The organism is Amycolatopsis sp. lyj-108 (genome assembly GCF_046549005.1).
In the GTDB taxonomy this organism is placed as follows: domain Bacteria; phylum Actinomycetota; class Actinomycetes; order Mycobacteriales; family Pseudonocardiaceae; genus Amycolatopsis.
The window spans coordinates 216,483-238,556 of record NZ_JAJPWQ010000007.1 but is presented as its reverse complement, the minus strand read 5'-3'; the positions used below and the strand labels follow the sequence as shown (position 1 = coordinate 238,556).

Below are 22,074 nucleotides of genomic sequence, written 5' to 3'. Positions count from 1 at the left end.
CTCGGGGTGGACGTCGTTGTCAGAAAAGGGATTCGTGGCCTTGCGCGGATTCGTGGATGGTCGAGAACTGCCCGTTGACGAAGCCGAGCGCGTCGCCGGAGCGATAGTCGAACTCCTGCACTTCACCGAGGAACAGAGTGTGGTCGCCGCCGTCGTAGGCCGCCCACGGCGTGCAATCGAACCAGCTGAGGACGCCGCCGAGCCGCGGCGCGTGTCCGCCTTCGACCCACGCCGGCGCGCCTTCGGGAGTCGGACGGCCGGCGAAGTTCATCGCGAGCGCCTCCTGTTCCGCGCCCAAGACGTTGACCGCGAACGGGCGGCCCGCGAGCAGGTCGTGGCTTTTCACGGTGCGCTGGATCGAGACGAGCACGAGCGGCGGATCCATCGAGACCGCGGTGAAGGAGTTCACCGTCAGGCCGTGCCGTTTCGTCGCGGCGTCGAAGGTCACCACCGCGACACCCGTCGCGAAGCGGCCGAGGCAGCCTCGGAAGAACTGCGCGGGCGGCCGATAGAGGCTCGAACCCGGCGAAAAGCTGGTTTCGCGTGACATCGTGACCACCCTGTCGGTTCCTGTTCTATAATCGAACAGACAGTTCAACTATCGAAATGGATCGTATACGATGGTTTCGGACTCCCGCAAGACCGCGAGCACGTCCCAGACGCTCAGCCGAGGCATCCGCGTGCTCGAAGTCCTTGCCGACGCCCAAGAAGCGCTCAGCGTCGACCAGATCGCCGAACGCCTCGGCGTTCATCGGTCGATCGCGTACCGGCTCATCCGCACGCTCGAAGACCACGGGCTTCTCACGCGGGAGCCCGCGGGGAAATTCGAACTCGGCACACGTCTGGCCGCGCTCGCGGCGGGGATCAAGCACGACCTGCAGGCCGCCGCGCTACCCGAATTGACCGCGGTCGCGAACGAACTCGGCATGACGTGTTTCGTGGCGGTGATGGACCGCGAGGAATGCGTGACCCTGGTCAGCGTGGAACCCCGGCACGCCGTCGCGTCCGTCGCGCAGCGCCCGGGGTCCAGGCATCCGTTCACCGCGGGCGCCCCCGGGCGCGCGATCCTTTCCCAGCTGCCGTCGGAAGAGTGGCCCGAGGAAGTGCGGGAAGTGGCCGCCCGCGGCTACGCGGACAGCCATGGCGAAGTGATCGAGAACCTCAGCTCGGTGGCGGTGCCGCTCCCCCTTCGCGGCCACAACCCGGCGGCACTCGCCGTCGTCTATCTGTCGAGCACACGGGCCCCCGCCGAGCTCGCGGAGCGGCTCAAAGCGGCGGCGAAGGCTGTCCGTGACGCTCTCGGCGGGTGAGCGTCACGGACGGCGTGATTACTTACCGAATCGGAGCGGGCTCACCGACTGCTCGGCCTCATGGTCCGGTCCGAGCGGGATCCCCGACCGGTCCCGTAGCAGCAAGGTGGCGATGAGGCCGACGACGGTCATCCCGGCCAGGTAGACGGCCACGGACACCGACGTTCCGGTCGCGCCGACCAGGGCGGTGGCGATCGTCGGCGCGAAAGCGCCACCGAGGATCGCGCCGAGCGCGTAGGAGATCGAAACGCCAGAGAACCGGATCGAGGCGGGGAACAGCTCCGCGTAGAACGCCGCCTGCTGGCCGTAGGTGAACCCGAGCCCGACACTGAGGATGATCAACCCGAGCGCCAGCAACACGATGTTCCCGGTGTCCACCAAGGGAAAGAGCGCCGCGACGCCGGCAAGCTGCGCGATCCAGCCCAGCACATACGTGCGCCGCCTGCCGATTCGGTCGGAGACCGCGCCCGCCGCCCACGTCGAGAGCAGCCAGGTCGCCGCCGACGCGGTCACCGCCCACAGCACCGGCCCGCGGTCGAGGCCGATCGGGCCCTTCGGATTGGTCGCGTAGTTCTGGATGTAGCCGCCGGTGGTCATGTAGCCGACGGCGTTGTTGCCCGCGAACACCAGTGCGGCGACCAGAACGAGCACGGAGTGCTTGCGGAACAGCTGGATGATCGGGGTCCGGGTCTGCTCGCGGCGTTCGGCGATCTCACGGAAGACCGGGCTCTCCTCTACGCGGCGCCGCACGTAGTGGCCGACCAGGATCAGCCCGACGCTGAGCAGGAACGGGATCCGCCAGCCCCAGTCGAGGAACGCCTGGCCGGGGACGAGCAGACTGGTCAGCGCCAGGACGCCGGAAGCCAGCAGCAGGCCGAGCGGGACGCCGATCTGCGGCGACGCACCGAAAAGTCCCCGGCGCTTCGGCGGCGCGTGCTCGACGGCCATCAGGACGGCGCCGCCCCATTCACCGCCCGCCGAAACACCCTGCAGGATCCGCAGCAGGATCAGCAGCACCGGCGCGGCCACACCGATCTGGTCGAAGGTCGGGAGCACGCCGATCAACGTGGTCGCGACGCCCATCAGGATCAGGGTGAGCACCAGGACCACGCGACGGCCGTACTTGTCGCCGAAGTGCCCGGCGAGGAAGGCGCCGAGCGGGCGGAACAGGAAGCTCACGCCCACCGTGGCGAAGGAAACGAGGGTGCTGTTCGCGCCGAGGCCGGAGAAGAACAGCTTGCCGAAGACGAGACCGGCGGCGGACGCGTAAACGAAGAAGTCGTACCACTCGACCGTGGTGCCGACGACGGTCGCGAAGGCGACCCGACGTCGATCGGACGACGGCGGGGCGGTCCGGCCGGGCGCGCGTTCATCCTGTACTGGGTTCGACACGTGGACTCCTTTGTCGTCGGCCGCCTTGCCACTGTGGCACGGAATCATATACGTTATTAGATACGAAGCAAGGGTCGAGGATTCAGGGGAACATGGGCACTTACGAGGCATCAGCGCCTTCCGGCCGCACGTCCGGTCCGCACGCCACCCGGCCGGGCAAGATCATCGCCGTCCACCTCAGCTACGCGTCACGCGCCGCGCAGCGCGGGCGGCGTCCGGCGACCCCGTCGTACTTCTTCAAGCCGTCGAGTTCGATCGGTACGTCAGGCGGCACGGTCGAACGTCCCGCGGGGACCGAACTGCTGGCCTTCGAGGGCGAGATCGCGCTGGTCATCGGCTCCACGGCCCGGTGGGTCAAGCCCGACAAGGCCTGGGAGCACGTCGCTGCCGTCACCGCCGCGAACGACTTCGGCCTCTACGACCTGCGTGCGGCGGACAAGGGCTCCAACGTCCGGTCCAAGGGCGGTGACGGCTACACCCCGCTCGGCCCCGGCCTCATCGACGCGCGCGACATCGATCCCTCGTCGCTGCGCATCCGCACCTGGGTGAACGGCGACCTGGTGCAGGAGGACACCACGGCCGGACTGCTGTTCCCGTTGCGGCAGTTCGTTTCCGACCTCTCCCAGCACTTCACGCTCGAACCGGGCGACGTCATCCTCACCGGCACTCCCGCGGGATCGACGGTGGTCTCCCCCGGTGACGTCGTCGTGGTCGAAGTGGACGTTCCCGGCACCTCCGCCAGCAGCGGTCGGCTGCACACCACGGTCACCCAGGGGATCCGGTCCTTTTCGGACATCGGCAGCCTGCCCGAGGTCGACGACAAGCAGCGCGCCGAGGCTTGGGGCGCTCCCGCAGACGAGTCACCGGAACAGGAAGCGCCGGCGCTCAGCGAAGCTCTGCGCGCCAAACTGCTGCGCGCACCTGTCGCGGGCTTGTCCGCCCAGCTGCGCAAACGGGGGCTGAACAACGTCGCGATCGACGGCGTGCACCCCAATCTGCCCGGTTCGAAGGTCGTCGGCACGGCGAGGACGTTGCGTTTCGTCCCGAACCGCGAGGACCTGTTCAAATCCCACGGTGGCGGCTACAACGCACAGAAACGCCTCTTCGACTCGGTCGGCGCCGGCGAGGTGATCGTCATCGAAGCCCGCGGTGACAAGGGTTCCGGGACGCTCGGGGACATCCTGGCGTTGCGGGCGCGCCACCTCGGAGCGGCCGGGGTGATCACCGACGGCGGGGTCCGCGACTTCGAAGCCGTCGCCGCGACCGGGCTCCCGGTGTTCTCGCAGGGCCCGCATCCGGCGGTCCTCGGCCGCAAGCACGTGCCGTGGGACACCGACGTCGCGGTCGCCTGCGGCGGCGCCACCGTGCTGCCCGGCGACATCATCGTCGGCGACGACGACGGCGTGGTCGTCATCCCCCCGGCGCTGGCCGAGGAGGTCGTCGACGCGACGCTCCTCCAGGAGGACGAAGACGCGTGGATCGCCGAGCAGGTCGGCCAGGGCCGCCCGATCGAGGGGCTCTTCCCGCTGAACCTGTTGTGGCGGGAAAGGTATGAGGCATGGCAGAAGAAGCAGTGAAGACGACCAGCAAGTCCGAACTCGCCTACGAGTGGCTGCGTGAGCGGATCGCCCGGCACGAGTACGGACCCGGCTACCGGCTCGTCCTCGCGGAGATCGCCGGCGCGCTCGACATGAGCGTCGTCCCGGTGCGCGAGGCGATCCGGCGGCTGGAGGCCGAACGGCTGGTGACCTTCGAGCGCAACGTCGGCGCACGCGTGGCGATGGTGGACCAGAACGAGTACGTCCACGCGATGCAGACCCTCGGCGTGGTCGAAGGGGTCGCCACCGCGCTGTCCGCGCCGCAGCTGTCCGAAGAGAACATCGCGCGGGCCCGCCGGGTGAACGAGCGCATGATCGCGCTGCTGGACCACTTCGACGCGCACGAGTTCACCGCGTTGAACCAGCAGTTCCACTCGCTGCTGTTCGAATGCTGTCCCAATCCGCAGATCCTCGAGCTCGTGCACCAGGGCTGGACACGGTTGTCCGGACTGCGCGACTCGACCTTCGCGTTCGTCCCCGACCGCGCGCACCGGTCGGTCGAGGAACACGAACAGATCCTCCGGCTGATCTCCGAGAAAGCCGACCCGCTCGACATCGAATTCGCCGCGCGCAATCACCGCTGGGCCACCATGCAGGCCTTTTTGGACGCGCGAGAGCGCGCGAAACGCTGACTGAGGAGGAATCTTGACCAGCACGACTCCCCGGCCTATTCCGGACGGCGTCCCGGAGCGGATCCGGCACTACATCGGCGGCGAACTCACCGACTCGGCCGACGGTGCCGTTTTCGACGTACTCGACCCGGTGACCAACGAGGTCTACGTCCGGGCCGCCGCCGGCAAGAAGGCCGACATCGACCGCGCCGTCGCCGCCGCGCGGAAGGCGTTCACCGAGGGCCCGTGGCCGAAGCTGCTGCCGCGCGAGCGTTCGCGCGTGCTGAACCGCATCGCGGATCTCGTCGAGTCGAGGGACAAGCGGCTCGCGGCACTGGAGAGTTTCGACTCGGGGCTGCCGATCTCGCAGGCGCTGGGGCAGGCCCGCCGGGCCGCGGAGAACTTCCGGTTCTTCGCGGATCTGATCGTCGCGCAGGCCGACGACACCTACAAGGTGCCCGGCCGCCAGGTCAACTACGTCAACCGCAAGCCGATCGGTGTCGCCGGGCTGATCACGCCCTGGAACACGCCGTTCATGCTGGAGTCGTGGAAACTCGCCCCCGCGCTGGCGACCGGCAACACCGTCGTGCTCAAACCCGCCGAATTCACGCCGCTCTCCGCGTCGCTGTGGGCGGAGATCTTCGAGGAGGCCGGGCTGCCTCAGGGCGTGTTCAACCTCGTCAACGGCTTCGGCGAAGACGCGGGCGACGCGCTGGTGAAGCACCCGGACGTCCCGCTCATCTCGTTCACCGGCGAGAGCCGCACGGGCAGCCTGATCTTCGGGAACGCGGCGCCGTTCCTCAAAGGACTGTCGATGGAACTGGGCGGCAAGTCGCCGGCCATCGTCTTCGCGGACGCCGATCTGGAGACCGCGATCGACGCGACGATCTTCGGCGTGTTCTCCCTCAACGGCGAACGCTGCACGGCGGGCAGCCGGATCCTGGTCGAGCGCGCGATCTACGACGAGTTCGTCGAGCGCTACGCCGCGCAGGCCGAACGTGTCGTGGTGGGCCACCCGAGCGAGCCCGAGACCGAGGTCGGCGCGCTGGTGCATCCCGAGCACTACGAAAAGGTCATGAAGTACATCGAGATCGGGAAGGCCGAGGCCAGGCTGGTCGCCGGCGGCGGCCGCCCCGACGGCTTCCCGACCGGGAACTACGTGGCTCCCACGGTGTTCGCCGACGTCAAACCGGACGCCCGGATCTTCCAGGAGGAGATCTTCGGCCCGGTCGTCGCGATCACGCCGTTCGACACCGAGGAAGAGGCGCTGGAGCTCGCGAACAACACGAAATACGGGCTCGCGGCCTACGTCTGGACCAACGACCTCAAGCGGGCGCACAACTTCGCGCAGTCCGTCGAGGCGGGCATGGTGTGGCTCAACTCGAACAACGTCCGTGACCTGCGCACCCCCTTCGGCGGGGTCAAGGCGTCCGGACTGGGGCACGAGGGCGGTTACCGCTCGATCGACTTCTACACCGACCAGCAGGCGGTGCACATCAATCTCGGCGAGGTGCACAACCCCGCCTTCGGCAAGGGCTGACCCCGGTCCCCGTCCACAAAGGATGACGCAATGAAGCCGATCCCCACTCCCAAATCGCCGCCGCCGGACGTCCTGCGCTGCGCGTACATGGAACTCGTCGTCACCGATCTGGCGCGTTCGCGCGCCTTCTACGCCGACGTCCTCGGACTGACCGTGACCGAAGAGGACGACACGACGGTCAGCCTCCGCACGATCGACGAGTTCATCCATCACAACCTCGTGCTGCGCGAGGGTCCGGTCGCCGCGGTCGCGGCGTTCTCCTATCGGGTGCGGTCGCCGGAGGACCTGGACAAGGCCGTCGCGTTCTACACGGAACTGGGCTGCCGGGTCGAGCGCAACGAAAACGGGTTCACCACAGGCATCGGCGATTCGGTGCGGGTGCAGGACCCGCTCGGCTTCCCGCTTGAGTTCTTCCACGACGTCCAGCACGTCGACAGGCTCAGCTGGCGCTACGACCTGCACGTCCCGGGCGCGCTGGTCCGGCTCGACCACTTCAACCAGGTCACGCCGGACGTGCCGCTCGCGGTCAAGCACATGGAAGACCTCAACTTCCGTGTCACCGAAGACATCCAGGACGACCAGGGCGTCACGTACGCGGCTTGGATGCGCCGCAAGCCCACCGTGCACGACACCGCGATGACCGGCGGCGACGGGCCGCGGATGCACCACGTCGCCTTCGCCACGCACGAGAAGCACAACATTCTGTCCATTTGCGACAAACTCGGCTCACTGCGGATGTCGGACCACATCGAACGCGGCCCCGGCAGACACGGCGTCTCGAACGCGTTCTACCTGTACCTGCGCGACCCGGACGGGCACCGCGTCGAGATCTACACCCAGGACTACTACACCGGTGATCCCGACAACCCGGTCGTCACCTGGGACGTGCACGACAACCAACGCCGCGACTGGTGGGGCACGCCGGTGGTCCCGTCCTGGTACACCGACGCCTCCCTCGTGCTCGACCTCGACGGCAAACCGCAGCCGGTGGCCGCGAGGACCGAGGAAACCGAACTGGAAGTCACCATCGGCGCCGACGGCTTCTCCTACACCCGCAAGGGTGACGACGAAGGCGAACTGCCGGCCTGGAAACAGGGCGAGTACAAACTCGGCAACCAGCTCTGAGGCGGGAACATGCTCGAACAGGAAACGATCACCGCGATCGCCGACGAACTGGCGGCCGCGGAGGAGGCCCGGGAGACGATCCCGCTGCTGACGGCACGCTATCCGGACATGACCGTCGAGGACTCGTACGCCGTGCAGAACGAATGGCGGCGGCGGGGCATCGCGGCGGGGCGTCGTCCGGTCGGGCGAAAGATCGGGCTCACGTCGAAGGTCATGCAGGCCGCCACCGGGATCACCGAACCCGACTACGGCGCCATCTTCGCGGACATGGTGTTCGAGAACGGTTCCGTGATCGAGCACAGCCGGTTCTCGAACGTGCGCATCGAGGTCGAGCTGGCCTTCGTACTGCGTGATTCCCTCGCCGGACCGGACACCACGGTGTTCGACGTGCTGCGCGCGACCGAGTACGTCGTGCCCGCGCTGGAGATCCTGTCGTCGCGCATCGAAATGGCGGGACGGACCATCGTGGACACGATCAGCGACAACGCGGCCATGGGCGCGATGGTCTACGGCGGCAACCCGGTCGCCGTGGACGCCGTCGACCTGCGGTGGGTTTCGGCGCTGTTGTACCGCAACGAAACCATCGAGGAATCCGGCGTCGCCGCCGCGGTGCTGAACCATCCCGCGAACGGCGTCGCCTGGCTGGCGAACAAACTCGCGCAGCACGGCGACAAACTGGATCCGGGCGACATCGTGCTGGCAGGCTCGTTCACGCGGCCGATGTGGGTGCACCCCGGCGACACCGTGACCGCCGACTACCGGGACCTGGGGGCGATCACATGCCGCTTCGTCTAGACCCGCCGTTCCGGGATCAGTTGGCCGGGCGACCGCGGATCGGCATGTGGGTCACGTCGGGCAGCCCGGTCGTCGCGGAGATCTGCGCGGGCTCCGGACTCGACTGGCTGCTCATCGACACCGAGCACTCCCCCGCCGGGCTCGAAACGGTGCAAGCGTTGCTGCAGACGATCGCCGCGTATCCCATCGCGCCGATGGTGCGCGCCCCGTCCGGTGACGCGGTCGCGCTGAAACAGTTGCTCGACCTGGGCGCGCAGAACCTGCTGGTGCCCATGGTCGACAGCGCGGAGGAGGCGGAGGCCGTCGTGCGGGCCGTCCGCTACCCGCCGCGTGGCGTACGCGGTGTCGGCAGCGCTTTGTCGCGGTCGGCGCGCTGGAACCGGGTCGAGGACTACCTCGCGAAGGCCGAGGAGTTCACGTCACTGTTCGTCCAGATCGAGTCGACGGCAGGTGTCGCGGCAGCCGCCGAGATCGCCGCTGTCGACGGCGTCGACGGGGTGTTCGTCGGTCCGTCCGATCTGGCCGCCTCGATGGGCCTGCTCGGGAAGCAGACGCACCCCGACGTCACAGCAGCCGTGCTGAGCACCTTCGAGGCCGTCCGTGCTCAGGGGAAACCAGTGGGGGTCAACGCGTTCGACCCTGCGCAGGCTCAGCGTTACCTTGATGCCGGCGCTTCGTTCGTGCTGGTCGGTGCCGATGTGTCTCTGCTCGCTCAAGGTTCGGAGGCGCTCGCGCGGCGGCACCAGGCTTAGGGGCCTTCGCATTTAGGTGCCTACTTGCGGTTGAATGCGGGATCGTCGTTCCGTGAAGGACCCCTTCCTGTACCTAGGCGCAAGGAAGGGGTCCTTCACGTACTTCAAGCGGGCAAAGGTGGGCCTCGCTCGGGGCTCGCCATCTCCAGCGTGGCGCTCGCGGGCTTTCTCCAAGTCCGCATCCGCTCCTGAGAACACGCTCCCTTGGCCCGGGCACGGCGAGGGGCCCGTCGCCGGTGTGGCTGGCGGGCTCCTCGGGTCACATGTGGTGGAGGGTGTTGCGCCGGGGTTGTCGGAGCGGATCTCGGTATTGGGGCGGGATGAACTCCGGTAACCCATCGCCCGCCATCCGGACTTCCCAATCACCGTGGTGGATCAAGCGGTGGTGGAATCCGCACAGCAGCACGAGATTCCGGAGATCGGTGGGGCCTCCGTCTGCCCAGTGATGAATGTGGTGTGCGTGACAATTCTTCGGCTGCCGGTGACAGCCGGGGAACGCGCAGCCGCCATCGCGGATGTTCAAGGCGCGGCGTTGGCCGGGGGTGACGAACCGTCGCAGCCGTCCCACGTCGAGAGGTTCTCCGGCGGCGTTCATCACGACCGGCAGCATCAGGCAGTCGCAGGCGGCGAGCCGGGCCTCGTGGGCGGTCATGGTCCCGACAAAGTCCAAGCAGGCGGTCCCGAGACCGGATTTCAACTCGTCGAGGCCGATCGTGACATGCAGCAGGGTGCGGTAGCCGCTGGTGCCGGGTTGGTCCGGGCAGGCGATCGCCAAGTCCAGGATGTCGACCCACGCGTCGCCCATGCGTTCGCACTTCATCCGCAGATCGGCCTGGCCGAATTCGTCGACCGGCCGCGGCGCCGCGTGCGCCTTCAAAGCCGCCGCGGTGCGGGCACCGGTTTCGTCGTCGAGGAGGCCGGTGAGCTTCCAGAAGCCGTCCTTGCGGCGCTCCAGCGTGATCTCGCGGCGCGGCTGAGCGGGTTCGGGATCCTTCGGTTCGTTCCCGTCCGGATCGAGCCAGGCGAGCAGGTTTGCTTCGGCGTCGGCGAGCTGCCGGGGACCCGCGTCGCGGGCGAGGGTGGCGAGGATCTTCTCCGCACTCGCCCGATCCTCAACAGAGGTATCGGCCGGGAGCTTCTTCAAGATCTCCAGGACCTGGTCGATCCGCTCATCCCCGACCAACCCCTCCGCGGCGACAGCAGCGGTAGCCGGTGCGACAGGCGGAACCTCGGTGCCATCCAACGCGCGGGTCGGATTCAGGGCGATCGCCCGATTCACCACCGCACCCGCCTCACCAACCGACAACCCCGCTACATCAGCGAACCAGTTGGCTGTACGGCCATACCCGTACAAGTCTTTGACACCCCGAGACTCGATCTCCGCCAGGAACCGCCCCAAACCGGCGGTGGCCATCCTGATCACCTGCAACGACTGCTGCACGCCATGAGCAAGCTCCAGCTTGCCGGCACGCCACAACTCCTGCGGCAACTCGGGAAGGAAAGTCTCGGACACCCCACAAGAATACCCCAAAACAATCGAACAAGGGTTCGTAATTTTAAGCAACAATCAGCGAACGCATTTCCCACTGACGGGTGATCGCGCCGAGAAGCAAGTAGCCGACTAACTGCAAAAGAATCAAGCCACCTCAACGACCCGCGGGCGCTCCGGAAGCCGAAGTGCGGCAGCAACACCACCAATAGCCACAAGACCCACAACGCCGAAAACGACGCCAAAAGCCAACACGGGCCTTGCTTCAAGCCCCGCCAGGATCGCGCCCGTCACCGCCACCCCGGCCACCGCGCCCACCTGCCGAACCGTGTTGAACAGTCCCGAGGCGCCGCCCGCGGCGTCGGATTCGACGGACGCCATCGCGATGGCGGACAGCGGTGACCACGCCAGAGCGTTGGCAGCACCCAGAAGCGCGGCACCCACCGAGATCCACCAGGGATTCAGGCTCAACACCACCACCAGCCCGATGAGCAGCAAACTCACCGCCAGCAGGCTCATGCCGAGTATCGCCGGCCGTCGCCCGCCCACCCGGTCGACCCAGCGGCCGGCCGGTGGCGACAACAGGATCGCGACGACGGCGTCCGGTGCCAGGACCAACGCCGCTTCCATCGGGCCGAAACCGCGCCTCTCTTGGATGTAGAGCATGGTGGGCAGTGCCATCGCGAGGACCGTCGCGCCGAGTGACGCCATCGCGAGGCTCGCGGACAAGTACCCGGACGAGCGATAGAGCCGCAAGGGCGCGAGGGCGTCCGCACCTTGCCCGCGTTCTCGGAACCAGAAACCTACGAGTAACGCGATGGCAAGGGCGGTCGCGGGCAGTGAAAGCGTGCGCCAGGACAGCAAGGCCCACACGAGAAGGCTGAGACCGGCCGTGCTCAACGCGGCACCGAGCAGATCAAAACGCGTGGTGTTCCCGGGGCTTCCCGGAATCAGGCGGATGCCCACGACCACGGCGATGACGCAGAGCGGCACATTGACCCAGAAGATCCAGCGCCAATCCAGGCTCGCCGTCAGCAGCCCGCCGAGAATGGGGCCGAGCAAGGTGGCGGCCGCCGCCACCGAGCCCCAGATACCGAACGCGCGCCCTCTCTCGTCTTCAGCGAAGAGCCGCCGGATCAACGTGAGAGGTTGGGGTGACATCGCGGCCGCCGCCAGGCCTTGCAGGATCCGGAACGCGATGAGCCATCCGATCGACGGCGCGAGCCCGCACAGCGCCGAGGCGACGCCGAAGCCTCCCATGCCGAAAAGGTAGACACGCTTCGGATCGAAGAGATCTCCCAGCCTGCCGGCGACCAGCAGCGGAACCGAAAACGCGAGCAAATAGCCCGCCGTCACCCAGAACAACGCGGCGACGTCCCCGCCCAGTTCTGCTTGAATGCTCGGGCTCGCCACCGCGACGATGGTCGTGTCCAGCAGGAGCACGAAGAACCCGGCGAGCAGGGCCGCGAGCCCACCCCATCTCGAGGAACCCATATCGCACACCTTATCCACGGAACAGCCAGGAGGAACGCGGTCTAGGGTCTTGCCATGACCGCTCTTTCGCGCGGCGGCGGCCCCGCCGAGGCCTTGGTGGCCGTCGAAGCGAGCATCGAGGACCGCTGGCGCCGTTTCCTCCAGGAATACGGTGTCACCGCCGGAACGGAAGCGGAGAACGACCTCGCCGAATTGGTCGTCGCCGACACTTCCGCGTTCGAATGGCGCGTGGTCGACGCGGCCCTCGACAGGTTGACGTGCAGCGATTGCGGCAACGCACTCGGCGCGGGGCCCACCGGCTGCGGGAAATGCGACCAGGCCAACGGATTCCGGTTCGCCGCCATCGAGACCGACCGGCCAGCCACGCCGCCGGGCACCGAGCACGGGCTCCGCGTCGCCACCGCCGTCGCCCGCACCCGGCACCGCTACGGAGTGCGTGCCCGCTGCGGTTTCGAACTCGGACTCCCACTCCTTCTCCAGGGACAACTGCCCGGTACGGCTCAAGCACAGGCGTACCGGGCAGCGATCAACAAGCTCAACGAAGAGGAATGCGAACGCGTGACCTCGTTCGACGAGGTCACGCGGCTCAGTAGTCGTCGCGTCCGGTGAACTGCTGCTCCAGCAGCTCCGCCGAACCCGCGACGAGTTCGAGCGGGTCGGTGAACTCGTTGATGTCGAGGTTCACCAACGGCAGGGAATGGCGCAGCACCAAGTGCTCCCCCATGACCACCAGTCCCCCGACGACGATCGTGTTGCCGATCTCCGTCAGCACACTCGCGAGGTCGACCTGGTCCACGCGCGCGAACGGCGTCGCGATCTGCACCCAGTCCTCGCGGCGATCGAAGACCTCCCGCGCGATGACCACGGTCTGGGCCCGCTCCTCGTAGTCGTCGTCGCCGTAGGACAACCGGATGCGAACTTCGTCCGGTTCCTCCTTCACCACCCGATATTCGTGCCGTACGAACGCGACCAGATCGGCCCATTCCGCCATGAATTCAGTCTCCTTCGCAGTCGAAGATCAAGACTAGCGACTACCCTGGGCGAAGAGAGCGACCCCGGCCCGACATCACCCGGACAGCGGCGGACCATGCGTGTTCCGATACCGAGGTTGTCTTGAGAGGTAAGGCAAACGTGTCGTGTTCGTGGGCGGGGCCGGCGGCGGGGCGAAGGCTCCCTTCGCTGCGTCTGATGCGGTGATGGACGCCTTCGGACCTGGTTGGACACGGGTTCGACGGCGGCAGCGACTCGTGAGTGAGCCCTGACCCTCTTCGACTATCCACAAAGGACACTTTCAGGGGCGCCGGTGCCCGGTTTAGGCTATTTGCGCGTTTTTGAGAGGGGTCGCGAGTGGCAATGACGGTTAGAACGCTCATTACCACTCACGACCCCGGCCAAGAACCGCCCATATAGGCACGAATCGGGCATTTGGCTATCACGGGACGCTTGCCTTACCTCTCAATAGTCCTGTGGGGTGAACCGAGCACGCCGTCGGTCTTGATGACTTCGCGCCGGAGAATTGCCATTGATCGAACCAGCGGCAACACGGTCGCTCGTATTCCTTTTCGATCTTGTTGTAGTCTCCGACGGCATCTCCGACAGGGGAGACCAGGTGACGAAAAACGATAGCGGCCGGTCGAAAACTGACCGCGGCAGAAATACAGAAACCTCGGAACCGGCAGTGACCGCGGCACTTGCCAGCCGACGTGGAGCGATTTTGGCGGCCGTCATCGCCGCAAGAGGTCACCAGCGCGCGGGACAAGCCCACCGAATCCGTTCCCGAGCAGGTGAAACTCGGCGCGGACATGGGGGCCGACCTCGACGAGTCCCGCGTCACCCCGGTGTCCACCTCGGGCCCCAATGGCGACGTAGACCTCTATTTCGACGGAAACTATTCGGCTTCCAATCGATCAGGTCTGTTCTACTACTACGGAACCGAACAGGAAGCCAAAGCACAGTGCCCGAAGATCGTTCCCGAGGGAAAGGGAAAAGTTCCCGGACCCGAGGTGCTATTCGACAATTCCGGCTATATCGTCCTCAATTACAAGTTGTTCACCTAGCGGGATGAGTCCGCCACCGACGGTGCCGCGAAAGCCACTACACCTGATGAGGTGAAAGCGGCTTTCGCGACGTCCGAAGGTCAGCCGCCGGTCGGCAGCCCCGCCCGCGCTTCCTGCGGGGTCAACGGCCGAAGCGACAGCGTGTACTCGTACGTGCTGTCCGGCTGGACCTGACTGCGTTCCCGCACCGGATTGGGCGTGTCCCCGACGCCGGTCACCGCGTGGCTCGCGTGCAGCGTGAACCAGCCCTTGTTGCGCTGCAACTGGAACGGGTACGCCGCTCGGTCGAGGTCGTCGAACGGTGTCACGCTGACGTCGTTCGCTCCCCCGACCAGCAGGCCACCGGTCCGGCCGTCGGTGAGCAGCGCCCATCGGCTGTCGGTGTGGTTGCCGTGGTCCTGCGGCCGGTGGTACTCGACATACTGCTGGTCCACCGTGCTCGACTGCACGCCGATCGGCGTCCCGTCCCGACGGTCGACGTAACTCTCGGCTTTTCGCCCATACCAGACGAACCGGTCGTATCGGTCAGGCACCGCCAGTGAGACGCCGACCCGGGGCAGGTACGGCAGGGTGCGCACGCTCCCCTGCGGCACCACCCGGTTGCCGAGGCTCAGGGTGCCGGTCCGGTCGACGGCGTAGGTCATCGTCTGGTCGAACCACGCCCCGGCGACGTCCGGCGCCGCGACCCGGCTGTCGACGATCACCCGCACACTTCGCGAGCCGTCCTTCTCGACCCGCACTCCCGTGACCGTGGTCTTCAAGCGGTCCAGGCCTGCCTTGCGCCAGTCCTCGCCCTCGGCCCTGCCCCAGGCGAAGGTCTCGTTGCTGATGGGTGCCCGCCACGCGTCGAGTTTCGGCCCGGCGGTCAGCAGTTCCTTGCCCTGGTGCCGGATAGACGTCAGCGCACCGCTCGCCTTGTCCACCTGGTACGTGACCCCCGCCGCCGACGCCGTCACCGAACCCGCGTCCTCGACGACTCCGACGGCCTTCCCGTCGAGCGGCGTCCGGTCCAAGCCCGGAATCCGTTCACCGCCCAGGGAGAACTGGTCGTGCGCCAGGACGTGTCCCCGCGCGAGCATGGGCTCGCCCTGGGTCGTCACCGCCTCGACGGTGAGGAACCGCTCGCGGTCCGCGGGATTCGGCGGCACCGGAACGGTGACCCGCCCGGCCGCCCCCGCGCCGACCCGCAACGGCTGCTCGCCGCGGGCGACGATCCGTGAGCCTTCCTGGATCCGCCACCGCAGGTTCAGCTCGTCGGTGCCCTTGAACTGCCGCTCGTTGGTCACCGACAACGAACCACCCGAGTAGGCGAACCGGAGCGGCTGGTGTGCCCACGCCATCTGCGCGGTCTCCGGCTGTGCCGAACGATCCGAGTCGATCAGACCGTCCACACCGGACAGACTGGAGCCATAGGACAGGTGACTGCCCTGGTCCTTGACGCTGTCGAAGTCGAGTGCCAGCACCGCACCGGCGGCCGGTGTGGCACCGGTCAACTCCGCGGCGGACAGCGGCTTGTCGTAGATGCGGACATCGTCGACGGCGCCGCGTCCCATCCAGCCGATGTTCGACGGGTCGTTCCACGACGTCTCGAAGTCGCGGCCGATGTTGACCTCCGCCGAAGACGAGTCGATCGCGCCGGTGAACGGTTTGCTGCCGACCTCCTTGCCGTCGAGATAGAGCCGCAGGGCCATGCCGTCGTAGGTGCCGCTCACCCGGTGCCAGTTGCCGTAGAAGTCGGCGGGCACCTTGGCCTGCACCGCCTGCCACGTTCCACTGTGGATGAAGAACTCCAGCGTGTCCTGTGTCTTCATCTTGAGCGCGTACTGGTGGTCACCCTTGCCGAGGATGCGGAAGTCACCGGTCCATTTGCCCGGTTTCACCCAGGCGTCCAGGGTCAGCGCCTTCCCGGTGATATCGAGTTTGCGATCACGGTAGACCTCGACGAAATCGTCCAGTCCGGACAGCGCCAGCGCCTTGCCGCGATGGCCGTCGACCAGGTCCGGTTTGCCGCTGAGATGCGCCGAGATGTCGTTGCCCGACGAATCGGGCGTCGTCCGGATCCGCTGCCGGATGTTCTGTTCCGCCCAGTCCCAGATGAACCCGCCCTGTGTCTGCGGGTTCGCCCGGATCGTGTCCCAGAACTCCCGGAAGTTCCCGAGGCTGTTGCCCATCGCGTGGGCGTACTCGCCGAAGATCAGCGGTTTGGTGGTGTTCTTCGCCTGCTCGGCGAACTTCTCCGGGGACGGATAGCGCGGCCCCCACACGTCGGCGAACGGCGCGTCGCCGTCCGGGTTGTTCGACTGGTGGTAGATCGGCCGGGTCGGTTCGTTCGCGTCCAGCCATTCCGCCAGCGCGAAGTGATGCGCGCCGAGGCCTGCCTCGTTACCGGTGTCCCACAGGAAGACGCTCGGATGGTTCTTGTCCCGTTCGACCATGCCGATCATGCGGTCGAAGAACGCGTCCCGCCAGGCCGGGTCGTTCGCCTGGCAGTATTGAGCGCAGTTCTCGTGGTTGTGGGTCTCGATGTCGATCTCGTCGTCGACCCAGAGCCCGTGCCGGTCGGCCAGTTCGTAGAAGTAGGGGTCCGACGGGTAATGCGAGGTGCGGACCGCGTTGACGTTGAGTTGCTTCATCAGCGCGACGTCGCGTTCCTGCGCGCGCCGGGGCACGTGCCTGCCGTGATCCGGATCGCTCTCCGCCCGGTTGACGCCCTTGAACAGCACCCGTTTCCCGTTGACCAGCAACTGCTTGTCGCGGATCTCGATCTCGCGGAACCCGACCGTCTCGCTCGTGATGTGCGTGACGCGGCCGTCGGGCGCGGTCAGCGTGAGGACGGCCGTGTACAGGTTCGGCGTCTCGTCGGTCCACTTCGCGGGGTTACGGACGGGCAGGTTCAGCGTGGTCTTGCCACCGGCGTCGACCTCGCCGCTCGCGGACGCGGCCTCCTTGCCCGCGGCGTCGCGCAGGCTCAGCCCGACACGGTGCTTGCCCGTGGTCCCGCCGGGTTTGGTGGCGACCTCGACCGCGGCCTTGAGGGTGGCGTCGGTGTAGGTCACGTCGAGGTCGGTCGTCAGTCCCACGTCCTGGATGAACGTCCCCGGCGCCGAATGCAGGGTCACCGAGCGGAAGATGCCCGAGTACCGCCACTGGTCGACGTCCTCCAGATAGGCGCCGGCGCTCCAGCGGTGCACCTGCACGGCGATGCGGTTCGGTCCCGGGCGGAGCGCGGAGGAGATGTCGAACTCCGCCGGTGTGTAGCCGCCCTGGTCGTAGCCGATGTACGTCCCGTTGACCCAGACGAAGTACGCCGAGGTGACCCCCTCGAAGCGCAGGAACGTCTCGCGTTCCGTCCAGTCCGCGGGCAGGGTGAAGTCGCGGACGTAGGCGCCGGTCGGGTTGACGTCACGCGGGACGCGCGGCGGATCGTCGGGCTGGATCTCGGTGGCGATGTTGCGGAAGATCGGGTGGTCCAGACCGTCCGTCTGCCATGTGTGCGGGACGGACACCTCGCGCCAGCGCGACGCGTCGTAACCGTCCTCATGGAATCCCGCCGGGACCTGCGACGGGTTGTCGGCCATCGCGATCCGCCACTTGCCGTCGAGCGACTGTGTGTAGGGACTGCGTTCATCGCGGCGAGCCGCGGCGGAGACGTCCGCGTAGGGACGCAGGTAGGCGTGCGGTGGCTCCTGACCTTCGGCGACCTTCCGTGGATCGTCGAGGTAGGACTGGACATCGGCGGGTGGTCCGCCGGCCGCGGCCGATGAGCCGGCCACGACGAGGGTCCCGGCGAGCATCGCCAGGACCAGGACGATGGGGCGTGTTCGCAGCACTGCGTTCAACCTCCCAGGGAGTTCAGCTGAGCCGGAAGCTGACCCGTTGACGATCCCGCACCGCGGTACCGGGACGGAAGACCAAGATCCTTCCCTTGTCGTGGGCCAAATAGGTGGCGGATTCACCCGGCAGGCGGAACGACACCGCCAGCCGGTCCGCAAGGCCCGGCACCTGGGTGAAACTCGCCGCCCGGCCATAGGCGTCGCTCTCGTCGTACGGATCGATCCGTACGGTCGAGGCGTCGACCACCCGGACGTAGCGGTCCGGGAAGTTCACCGATTGCAGTGCGACGGTTCCCGCTCCGCGGAACCCCGCGACGATCCGGAACTGCGAGTCGGCGAGCTCACGGACGTTGCCATCCGCCGTCAGCCGGTACTCGTAGTGCCGCACGTACAGCGCGGGATCATCCAAAGGGGACAGTCGGACACAAGGCCCGCCTTTGCCGACCGGGACCCCGAAACTCGGCGTCCCGTCATCGTTCCAGTACAGCCGCTGGACTCTCGTGTGCCGGTTCGGGTCGTACAGCGGGTCGCCGGTGATGTCGCGGTAGTCGCGGGCGTGGTAGACGAGCACGTCGGACCCGTCCTCGGCGACGGTGAACGAGTTGTGCCCCGGTCCGTACTGCCGGGTCGCCTCGTTCGTGGTGAACACCGGCTGCGGCGACTTCGTCCAGGACCGCGGGTCGAGCAGGTCCGAACGTTCGTCGGCGGTGAGCAGCCCCATGCAGTAGCGGGCGTCGGTGGCGCTCGCCGAGTAGGTCATGAACACCCGCCCGTTGCGGATGAGCACCGCCGGCCCCTCGTTGACCTTGAATCCCTGGATCTCCCACGGCAGTGTGGGCACCGCGAGCCGGACGGGATCACCCTTGATCGCCAGCGGCGAGGCCATCTCGGCGAGGTACACGTTGCTGTTGGTCGCGATCCCGGGTTCGCTCTGGGCCCAGGCGAAGTACCGTTTCCCGCGATGCTCGAACGTCGTCGAGTCGAGCGTGAAGGTGTCCCACTTGGTCACCATCTGCCCCCGTAGCACCCACGTGCCCGCTCGAGGATCGTCCGAAGTGGACTCCAGCACGTACGTCCGGATGCGGAACACGTCGTCCGAGTCGCCCGCGGCGAAGTAGACGTACCAGCGCCCGTCGATCCGGTGCAGTTCCGGCGCCCAGATGTGGCCGCCCATCTTCCCGGACGACGGCCGTCGCCAGATCGTCGTCTCCCTGGCGGTGGCAAGGCCGTCGATCGTGGCGGCGCCGCGCACGACGATGCGGTCGTACTCCGGCACGGAACCGGTCAGGTAGTACATCCCGTTCACCGGCCGGGTGATGAACGGGTCGGCCCGCTGTTCGACCAGCGGATTCCGGGTGGTCAACGACGCGGGAGCGGCCTCGGCGGCCTGGGCTGTCCCCTGCGCCAGGCTGCCGACGGCGGTGGCGGCCAGCAAGCCGCCGCCCGCTCTGAACAGGTCACGACGGTCGATCGTCATGGTCATCCCCTCACTCGGGCCGGGAACCGCAGGAAAGTCACGGAGTTCGGTGGGAAGGTGTAGGTGAAGCTGTTCGACACGCCGGAGAACCGCGACTCACGCGGCGCGATCGGCGTGGCGAAAGCGGTGTTGACGTCGTCCGGTGAGCCCTGCAACGTCGTCACACGGGCGGTCGAACCCGGCTGGACGCGGGTGCCGAGATCGACCCGGGTGCGGGCGGCCGAGGTCTGGGCGTTGACGACCTTGACCACGAGTTCGCCGGTCTTGACGTCGCGGGTGACGACCTGGCGGAACGGTTCGGCGATCTTGTCGTCGGTGAACGCACCCCACTTCTGCCCGTCGAGGAACAGCGTCACCTGACGGCCGCGGACCTCGACCCGCAGGTCGTACTGCCTGCCGGTCTCGATCTTGGTGTCGTTCTGGAGCAGGGTCTGTTTGCCGCCGCCTTCGGTCTTCTCGACGGCGGAGACGGTGTTGTTCCAGCCGCCGAGGTTCCACCAGTAGTTGTTGCCGGTGTCCTTGACCCCGAACGCGACCAGGAAGCCTTCTTTGCCGCCCGTCTTGGTCGCCTTCACGGAGAAGTCGTAGTTGCTCCAGGACGGATCGCCCGTGGTCACGAGGGTGTTCTCCGCGGCCTGGTCCGACTGGACGTAGGCCCCGTTCGACACCGCCCAGGAGCCCCGTCCGGCCACCTTCGACCAGCGTGAGTCGTCGCCGGAGAAGTCGTCCGAGAACAGCTGCGCACCGTCGGCCGACGTGATCTTGACGTCGTCGTAGGCCGCGCTCGTGGCCCAGGTCGACAGCCCGATCGCGCCCGAGATCGGCGCGACGGTGGCAGGCGTGGCGGAGGCCTTGCTCGGGACCACGTGGTCGCCGACGTTGGTCATGAACAGCTTCTGCGTCTCGTAACTGGCCGAACCCCACGAGCGCTGGTTGTCGAACCAGATCATGTCCGGTTTCCACTGCACGTAGTCGGTGTTCGCCAGCAGCGGCGCGTACGACGCGAGCTTGACGACGTCGGCGTTCCGCTCCAGCCCGGTCATGTACGCCGCCTCGGCCAGGGCGTTACCGAACTTGTTGTCCAACGACGCGTACTCACCGAGGAAGACCTTGGGGCCGTTGCGGTCGTAGGTGTCGTAGCGCTGGTTGTTCTGGAGGAACCACTGCGGACCGTTGTAGTAATGCTCGTCGACCATGGAGACCTTCGCGTTCCGGTTCAGGTCCCACAGCCGGTCGAACGTCGCGCCGGTGTCGTCCGGCCCCGAATTGCCGATCACCGTGATCCCCGGGTATTTCGCCGCGATCGCCTTGCGGAACTCGGTGAAGCGGGCGAAGTACTCGTCGGGCAGGTTCTCCTCGTTGCCGACGCCGACGTGCGTCAGGTTGAACGGCGCCGGATGCCCCATCTCGGCCCGTTTCTTACCCCAGGCCGAGGTGACCGGGCCGTTGGCGAACTCGATCAGGTCGAGGGTGTCCTGGATGTGCCGCCGCAGCAACGCCGGGTCGTCGGTCGCCTTGTTCTGCCCGCAGCCGGTGACCAGCGCCGGCACCACCGGCAGCGGCATCGCGCCGATGTCCTCGGAGAACTGGAAGTATTCGTAGTAGCCGATGCCGTAGGACTGGTTGTAGCCCCAGAAGTTCGCGTTCGTGGCCCGCTGCTCGACCGGGCCGATGGTGTCCTTCCACTGGTACGACCGCTTCCGTTCCCAGTTCGGCGCCTCGTAGCCCTGGTGGCTGCCCGTGTTGACGAGGCAGCCGCCGGGGAACCGCACGAAACCGGGCTTCAGCGCGGCGATCTTCTCCGCGAGGTCGGCCCGCAAGCCGCCTGCCCGGTTCTTGTACGTGTCGCGCGGGAACAGCGACACCATGTCCAGCCGCAGGGTCCCACCGCCGGACGCGGTCAGCGCCAGCCTGCCCAGCGCACTCGACTCCCGCGCCCGGACGGTGCCGGTGTAGCGCACCCAGCCGTCGCCGCGGACCTGGACCCGCAGCGGATCGGCGAGCGCCTTGCCCGCCGGATCGGTGACGGCCACCGTGAGCGGCGTCCCCGCCGCCCGATCGGTCCGGGCGAACACCGAGAAGTCGTATTGCTTGCCCGCCTCGACCCGGATCCCCGAGTTGTAGCCGGAATTCGCGACGCCGTACTCGCCACGGGCGAGGTCGAGCTTGAGATAACGGCGGTTCCGTTCGTTGAGCCGCCGGTCGTCGTCGGCCACCGTCGCCGTGCCGGTTCCCCCGTTGATCGCCGTGGGTGCCCACGACGTCAACGGCGTGTACGAAGCGTTGTCGGCCTTGTCGTACTCGAAGGACCGGTTCTGCACGAGTTCGGCGTACAGCCCGCCGTCCGCCGCGCGGTTGATGTCCTCGAAGAAGACGCCGTACATCGAACGGTCGATCGTGGCACCACGTCCCGCCGCTTCCACGGCGAGGCTGTAGTCGGTCGTCGGTGTCTGGCCCGAAGCGGTCTGAACGGGCACGAGGACACCGGCGGCGATGGTCAGGGACAGCACACTTATCCGGATGGACTTGCTGCGCACAGCACTTCCTTTCGCGACGTTGCGAGAAAACCGGGAGCGGCGGTGGGGGCTGAAGGGCGCTTTC

Annotated in this window: 17 protein-coding genes; 9 read left to right on the top strand and 8 right to left on the bottom strand. The window is 67.2% G+C overall.

The window, feature by feature from the left end:
- Positions 1–19 precede the first annotated feature (19 nt).
- Positions 20–550, bottom strand: coding sequence for a flavin reductase family protein (locus ACLJO0_RS25620; RefSeq protein WP_410580933.1), 531 nt, complete (start codon positions 548–550; stop codon positions 20–22).
- A 70-nt stretch (positions 551–620) separates the two neighbouring features.
- Between ACLJO0_RS25620 and ACLJO0_RS25615 the strand changes: the two genes are divergently transcribed.
- Positions 621–1,310 carry an IclR family transcriptional regulator gene (locus ACLJO0_RS25615; RefSeq protein ID WP_125795523.1) on the top strand — a complete coding sequence of 230 codons (690 nt, stop codon included), beginning with the start codon at positions 621–623 and terminating at the stop codon, positions 1,308–1,310.
- A gap of 18 nt (positions 1,311–1,328) precedes the next feature.
- Here the strand turns inward: ACLJO0_RS25615 and ACLJO0_RS25610 are convergent, their stop codons facing one another.
- Positions 1,329–2,702, bottom strand: a complete 1,374-nt coding sequence (locus tag ACLJO0_RS25610; RefSeq protein ID WP_410580931.1) for an MFS transporter — start codon at positions 2,700–2,702, stop codon at positions 1,329–1,331.
- A 92-nt stretch (positions 2,703–2,794) separates the two neighbouring features.
- Between ACLJO0_RS25610 and ACLJO0_RS25605 the strand changes: the two genes are divergently transcribed.
- From ACLJO0_RS25605 to ACLJO0_RS25580, 6 genes are read left to right on the top strand one after another with little or no spacing between them, the layout of a single operon-like run.
- Positions 2,795–4,279, top strand: a complete 1,485-nt coding sequence (locus tag ACLJO0_RS25605) for a fumarylacetoacetate hydrolase family protein (protein ID WP_410580929.1) — start codon at positions 2,795–2,797, stop codon at positions 4,277–4,279.
- Entirely contained in the window at positions 4,261–4,932 is a 672-nt protein-coding gene (locus tag ACLJO0_RS25600) for a GntR family transcriptional regulator (protein ID WP_125795520.1), read from the top strand. Before ACLJO0_RS25605 ends, ACLJO0_RS25600 begins: the two co-directional genes overlap by 19 nt.
- 13 nt (positions 4,933–4,945) lie before the next feature.
- The gene (gene hpaE, locus ACLJO0_RS25595; RefSeq protein WP_410580926.1) at positions 4,946–6,451 is read left to right on the top strand and encodes a 5-carboxymethyl-2-hydroxymuconate semialdehyde dehydrogenase; all 1,506 of its coding nucleotides are present in this window, start codon (positions 4,946–4,948) and stop codon (positions 6,449–6,451) included.
- Between the two features lie 30 nt (positions 6,452–6,481).
- Positions 6,482–7,576 carry a 3,4-dihydroxyphenylacetate 2,3-dioxygenase gene (hpaD, locus tag ACLJO0_RS25590; RefSeq protein ID WP_410580924.1) on the top strand — a complete coding sequence of 365 codons (1,095 nt, stop codon included), beginning with the start codon at positions 6,482–6,484 and terminating at the stop codon, positions 7,574–7,576.
- Between the two features lie 9 nt (positions 7,577–7,585).
- On the top strand, positions 7,586–8,371 hold the full coding sequence (gene hpaH, locus ACLJO0_RS25585) for a 2-oxo-hept-4-ene-1,7-dioate hydratase (protein WP_410580922.1): 786 nt from the start codon (positions 7,586–7,588) through the stop codon (positions 8,369–8,371).
- Entirely contained in the window at positions 8,356–9,123 is a 768-nt protein-coding gene (locus ACLJO0_RS25580; RefSeq protein WP_410580920.1) for an HpcH/HpaI aldolase family protein, read from the top strand. The genes hpaH and ACLJO0_RS25580 overlap by 16 nt, the downstream gene beginning before the upstream one ends.
- Positions 9,124–9,382: 259 nt before the next feature.
- On the opposite strand, the gene ACLJO0_RS25575 is transcribed toward ACLJO0_RS25580, so the two are convergent.
- Positions 9,383–10,636 carry a DUF222 domain-containing protein gene (locus ACLJO0_RS25575; RefSeq protein WP_410580919.1) on the bottom strand — a complete coding sequence of 418 codons (1,254 nt, stop codon included), beginning with the start codon at positions 10,634–10,636 and terminating at the stop codon, positions 9,383–9,385.
- Positions 10,637–10,759: 123 nt separating this feature from the next.
- Positions 10,760–12,106, bottom strand: a complete 1,347-nt coding sequence (locus ACLJO0_RS25570) for an MFS transporter (RefSeq protein ID WP_410580917.1) — start codon at positions 12,104–12,106, stop codon at positions 10,760–10,762.
- A 54-nt stretch (positions 12,107–12,160) separates the two neighbouring features.
- Here ACLJO0_RS25570 and ACLJO0_RS25565 point away from each other — a divergent pair, with 54 nt between their 5' ends.
- Positions 12,161–12,715, top strand: a complete 555-nt coding sequence (locus tag ACLJO0_RS25565) for a hypothetical protein (protein WP_410580915.1) — start codon at positions 12,161–12,163, stop codon at positions 12,713–12,715.
- On the opposite strand, the gene ACLJO0_RS25560 is transcribed toward ACLJO0_RS25565, so the two are convergent.
- Positions 12,693–13,097 carry a hypothetical protein gene (locus tag ACLJO0_RS25560; protein WP_410580913.1) on the bottom strand — a complete coding sequence of 135 codons (405 nt, stop codon included), beginning with the start codon at positions 13,095–13,097 and terminating at the stop codon, positions 12,693–12,695. The genes ACLJO0_RS25565 and ACLJO0_RS25560 overlap by 23 nt on opposite strands.
- A 712-nt stretch (positions 13,098–13,809) precedes the next feature.
- Here ACLJO0_RS25560 and ACLJO0_RS25555 point away from each other — a divergent pair.
- Positions 13,810–14,163 (top strand): hypothetical protein, encoded by a 354-nt coding sequence (locus ACLJO0_RS25555; protein WP_410580911.1) that lies wholly within the window; start codon positions 13,810–13,812, stop codon positions 14,161–14,163.
- An 80-nt stretch (positions 14,164–14,243) separates the two neighbouring features.
- On the opposite strand, the gene ACLJO0_RS25550 is transcribed toward ACLJO0_RS25555, so the two are convergent.
- From ACLJO0_RS25550 to ACLJO0_RS25540, 3 genes are read right to left on the bottom strand one after another with little or no spacing between them, the layout of a single operon-like run.
- Positions 14,244–17,993: a glycoside hydrolase family 2 TIM barrel-domain containing protein gene (locus ACLJO0_RS25550; protein ID WP_410580909.1), complete on the bottom strand. Its 3,750-nt coding sequence runs from the start codon at positions 17,991–17,993 to the stop codon at positions 14,244–14,246.
- A gap of 22 nt (positions 17,994–18,015) precedes the next feature.
- Positions 18,016–19,473 (bottom strand): family 43 glycosylhydrolase, encoded by a 1,458-nt coding sequence (locus ACLJO0_RS25545; RefSeq protein ID WP_410580907.1) that lies wholly within the window; start codon positions 19,471–19,473, stop codon positions 18,016–18,018.
- A 2-nt stretch (positions 19,474–19,475) separates the two neighbouring features.
- Complete coding sequence (locus ACLJO0_RS25540; RefSeq protein ID WP_410580905.1) at positions 19,476–22,010, bottom strand: alpha-L-arabinofuranosidase C-terminal domain-containing protein; 2,535 nt, start codon at positions 22,008–22,010, stop codon at positions 19,476–19,478.
- Positions 22,011–22,074: the final 64 nt, after the last annotated feature.

Excerpts from the sequence above, each read along its gene's own strand:
- ACLJO0_RS25620 (WP_410580933.1), bottom strand. The coding sequence starts at position 550 with ATGTCACGCGAAACCAGCTTTTCGCCGGGTTCGAGCCTCTATCGGCCG.
- ACLJO0_RS25615 (WP_125795523.1), top strand. The coding sequence starts at position 621 with ATGGTTTCGGACTCCCGCAAGACCGCGAGCACGTCCCAGACGCTCAGC.
- ACLJO0_RS25605 (WP_410580929.1), top strand. The coding sequence starts at position 2,795 with ATGGGCACTTACGAGGCATCAGCGCCTTCCGGCCGCACGTCCGGTCCG.
- ACLJO0_RS25600 (WP_125795520.1), top strand. The coding sequence starts at position 4,261 with ATGGCAGAAGAAGCAGTGAAGACGACCAGCAAGTCCGAACTCGCCTAC.
- hpaD (WP_410580924.1), top strand. The coding sequence starts at position 6,482 with ATGAAGCCGATCCCCACTCCCAAATCGCCGCCGCCGGACGTCCTGCGC.
- hpaH (WP_410580922.1), top strand. The coding sequence starts at position 7,586 with ATGCTCGAACAGGAAACGATCACCGCGATCGCCGACGAACTGGCGGCC.
- ACLJO0_RS25580 (WP_410580920.1), top strand. The coding sequence starts at position 8,356 with ATGCCGCTTCGTCTAGACCCGCCGTTCCGGGATCAGTTGGCCGGGCGA.
- ACLJO0_RS25570 (WP_410580917.1), bottom strand. The coding sequence starts at position 12,106 with ATGGGTTCCTCGAGATGGGGTGGGCTCGCGGCCCTGCTCGCCGGGTTC.
- ACLJO0_RS25565 (WP_410580915.1), top strand. The coding sequence starts at position 12,161 with ATGACCGCTCTTTCGCGCGGCGGCGGCCCCGCCGAGGCCTTGGTGGCC.
- ACLJO0_RS25560 (WP_410580913.1), bottom strand. The coding sequence starts at position 13,097 with ATGGCGGAATGGGCCGATCTGGTCGCGTTCGTACGGCACGAATATCGG.
- ACLJO0_RS25545 (WP_410580907.1), bottom strand. The coding sequence starts at position 19,473 with ATGACGATCGACCGTCGTGACCTGTTCAGAGCGGGCGGCGGCTTGCTG.